Raw genomic sequence first — 3,580 nt, 5'->3', positions numbered from 1 at the left:
CGCAACTGCTGGCGTCAGTGAAGGAGCGCGCACTGCAAGCGCAGGCGCATCAGGACATCCCGTTCGAGCAAGTGGTGGAGTTAGTACAACCGCCACGCAGCTTGGCGCATGCGCCACTGTTCCAGGTGATGTTCGCTTGGCAGAACGCGCCGCAGGGTGAGCTGGATCTTGGTGCAATCGAGGCGGGCGAGTGGTCTGAGCGCAATACAGACGAGCGCGCAGTTCGACCTGTCGTTGTCGTTGGTTGAGAGCAATAGTGGTCTGAGCGCAATACAGACGAGCGCGCAGTTCGACCTGTCGTTGTCGTTGGTTGAGAGCAATGAGGGAGGGGATCGTCGGTAGTCTGGCTTATGCCACGGCATTGTTCGAGCGTTCGACGCTGGAGCGGTGGATGGGCCATTGGCGGCATCTGTTGGATGCGATGGTGGCCGACGGCGCCGAACATCAGGCAGTAGATCGTCTACCGTTGCTGGACGATGCCGAGCGCCATCAGGTACTAGCCCAGTGGAATGCAACGGCAGCAGATTATCCACGCGATGCCTGTGTGCACGAATTGTTCGAGGCACAGGTAGCACGGACACCCTCGGCCATCGCGGTAGTGCAAGGCGAGGTGTCGCTGACCTATGGCGAGTTGAACGCGCGTGCCAACCGTCTGGCGCATTACCTGCGTGAAGGCATTGTTCGAGCGTTCGACGCTGGAGCGGTGGATGGGCCATTGGCGGCATCTGTTGGATGCGATGGTGGCCGACGGCGCCGAACATCAGGCAGTAGATCGTCTACCGTTGCTGGACGATGCCGAGCGCCATCAGGTACTAGCCCAGTGGAATGCAACGGCAGCAGATTATCCACGCGATGCCTGTGTGCACGAATTGTTCGAGGCACAGGTAGCACGGACACCCTCGGCCATCGCGGTAGTGCAAGGCGAGGTGTCGCTGACCTATGGCGAGTTGAACGCGCGTGCCAACCGTCTGGCGCATTACCTGCGTGAATTGTTTGGGTGTGTGTGCGCCCGGATGATCGTGTGGCCATCTGTGTGCAGGCAGCGCAGTGTGGAAATGGTGGTGGCGTTGCTTGCGGTGCTGAAGGCGGGCGGTGCGTATGTGCCCCTGGATCCGGCCTATCCGCCGGAGCGGCTGGCCTATATGCAGTCAGATTGCGGCGCGTTGGTGATGTTGACGGATACCGTCAGCCGCCACTTGGTCGAGCATCCGACTGCCTCGACGGTGGTCGTCCGCAGTGTGGAAATGGTGGTGGCGTTGCTTGCGGTGCTGAAGGCGGGCGGTGCGTATGTGCCCCTGGATCCGGCCTATCCGCCGGAGCGGCTGGCCTATATGCAGTCAGATTGCGGCGCGTTGGTGATGTTGACGGATACCGTCAGCCGCCACTTGGTCGAGCATCCGACTGCCTCGACGGTGGTCGTCGATCGATTTGCAAGCCGATGGCGAACGCTGGCAGCACCTGCCGGACAGCAATCCCGACCGCCCGACCGCCATCCATGCTAATGGCCTGACTGCACGGCATCTGGCGTATGTGATCTACACGTCCGGATCGACCGGTATGCCGAAGGGTGCGATGAATGAACATCGCGGGGTCATCAACATGGCTTACGCTCAGAAAAATAAATTATCCTTGGATGTAAATAGCCGTATCTTGCAGTTTTCTTCATTTAGTTTTGATGCTTGTACGTTCGAAATTATGATGTCACTCTGTTGGGGTGGTGGGTTATTCATTCCATTAAAAAATGAGATTGTTGCGGGTCATGATTTTTTTGAAATTATAAAAAATAAAGAAATCACTCACGCAACGCTGCCTCCCTCAGTGTTGCCTACAGTAGAAAATATTGAAGAGCTTGTTTCTTTGCAAACGATCGTTGTTGCAGGCGATTCGCTCTCTTCCACCATCGCGAAATATTGGAGTCAAGGAAGGCGCCTAATCAATGCATATGGACCCACGGAGGCGACGGTCTGTGCCTGCATGCATGAATGCGATGCGAGTGCAACGGGCGCGCCACCGATTGGTCGTCCAATTGCCAATGTGCGTATCTACATCTTGGATGCGAATGGTGCGCCAGTTCCCATCGGCGTAGTGGGTGAGTTGTATATCGCTGGCGATAGCGTGGGGCGCGGGTATCTAAACCGGGATCACTTGACTGCTGCACGCTTCCTCGTGGATCCATTTAGTAACGATCCGACGGCGCACATGTATCGCANAGTGCGCATGCGGGTGTGCGCGAGTGCGTGGTGGTGGCGCTGGAGGATGCCACAGGCAACGACAAACGACTGGTGGCGTATTTAGTCGGTAGCGAGGCGGTAGCGAGGGGGTGACGTCCGAACATCTGTCTGGGTGCGGAGGTATTGCGCAATTGGCTGTCCGCCACGCTACCGGACTACATGGTGCCGGCAGCCTATGTGCAGTTGGATCGCCTGCCATTGACTCCGAACGGAAAACTGGATCGCAAGGTGCGGAGGTATTGCGCAATTGGCTGTCCGCCACGCTACCGGACTACATGGTGCCGGCAGCCTATGTGCAGTTGGATCGCCTGCCATTGACTCCGAACGGAAAACTGGATCGCAAGGCACTGCCGGCACCAGATGGCGCGGCTGGCTTATGCGGCGCGTGCGTATGAAGCGCCGCAGGGCGCGATCGAACAGGCCATTGCTGGAATTTGGAGCGACCTGCTTGGTCTGGAGATGGTCGGTCGGCACGATGACTTTTTCGCGCTCGGTGGGCATTCCCTGCTGGCGGTGCGGGTTGCTTCGCGCCTGCGTCAGGAGTTGGGTGTCGAGATCGGTGTGGCCGAGTTGTTTGCGCATGCGACGTTGCAGCGTCTTGCCGAGTGTGTGGCCTCTTCCTCTAGTGTGGCCTTGCAGCCGATCATGCCGCTGGAGCCGAATGCGCCGCGCGTTCTATCGTTTGCCCAGCAACGGCTCTGGTTCCTGTCGCAGTTCGAGGGTGTCAGTCAGGCGTATCACATCAGCGGCGGGCTAAGGTTGCGCGGTGTGTTGGATGCGCAGGCGCTGCGGCGTGCGTTGGATCGCATCGTGGCTGGCTCGACATGCGTCGCTGCGCACGACCTTCGCGCTGGTTGACGGGCAGGCGTTGCAGCAAATCGCTGACGAGGACAACGGCTTCCATTTGATCGACATGCGTCGCTGCGCACGACCTTCGCGCTGGTTGACGGGCAGGCGTTGCAGCAAATCGCTGACGAGGACAACGGCTTCCATTTGATCGGTCGATCACGATCTGCGCGGTGTGCCTGATCGTGAGGTGGCGTTGCAGCAGCTGTTAGTCGATGAAGCGCAAGCGCCATTTGCGTTGGAGCATGGCCCGTTGATCCGTGGCCGGCTGATACGACTTGCCGATGAGTGTGCCTGATCGTGAGGTGGCGTTGCAGCAGCTGTTAGTCGATGAAGCGCAAGCGCCATTTGCGTTGGAGCATGGCCCGTTGATCCGTGGCCGGCTGATACGACTTGCCGATGACGAGTCCGTCCTCTTCGTCACGATGCACCACATTGTCTCGGACGGTTGGTCGATGGGGATCTTGATCAACGAGTTGAGCGTGCTGTATCGGGCCTTTGCA

At 58.7% G+C, this 3,580-nt stretch carries 6 protein-coding genes; all 6 read left to right on the top strand.

The window, feature by feature from the left end:
- On the top strand, positions 1-248 hold a 248-nt coding region (locus tag XANALMUS060_RS16725; protein WP_152640596.1), incomplete at its 5' end, for a condensation domain-containing protein.
- Between the two features lie 420 nt (positions 249-668).
- Entirely contained in the window at positions 669-1,502 is an 834-nt protein-coding gene (locus XANALMUS060_RS17945) for an AMP-binding protein (protein WP_052688267.1), read from the top strand.
- Positions 1,429-2,295 (top strand): AMP-binding protein, encoded by an 867-nt coding sequence (locus XANALMUS060_RS19230; RefSeq protein ID WP_161795482.1) that lies wholly within the window; start codon positions 1,429-1,431, stop codon positions 2,293-2,295. The genes XANALMUS060_RS17945 and XANALMUS060_RS19230 overlap by 74 nt, the downstream gene beginning before the upstream one ends.
- A 175-nt stretch (positions 2,296-2,470) precedes the next feature.
- Positions 2,471-2,626 (top strand): hypothetical protein, encoded by a 156-nt coding sequence (locus tag XANALMUS060_RS22460; RefSeq protein ID WP_161795480.1) that lies wholly within the window; start codon positions 2,471-2,473, stop codon positions 2,624-2,626.
- Positions 2,592-3,089, top strand: a complete 498-nt coding sequence (locus XANALMUS060_RS17940) for a phosphopantetheine-binding protein (RefSeq protein WP_052688266.1) — start codon at positions 2,592-2,594, stop codon at positions 3,087-3,089. The genes XANALMUS060_RS22460 and XANALMUS060_RS17940 overlap by 35 nt, the downstream gene beginning before the upstream one ends.
- A gap of 272 nt (positions 3,090-3,361) precedes the next feature.
- Positions 3,362-3,580: condensation domain-containing protein (locus tag XANALMUS060_RS16715; protein WP_045739407.1), on the top strand; the 219-nt coding region annotated here is incomplete at its 3' end.

This window comes from Xanthomonas sp. MUS 060, assembly GCF_000963215.1.
Taxonomy (GTDB): Bacteria; Pseudomonadota; Gammaproteobacteria; order Xanthomonadales; family Xanthomonadaceae; genus Xanthomonas_A.
This window is presented reverse-complemented; position numbering and strand designations above follow the sequence as displayed.

Coding starts and splice junctions, on each gene's coding strand:
- XANALMUS060_RS17940 (WP_052688266.1), top strand. CDS start 2,592: ATGGCGCGGCTGGCTTATGCGGCGCGTGCGTATGAAGCGCCGCAGGGC.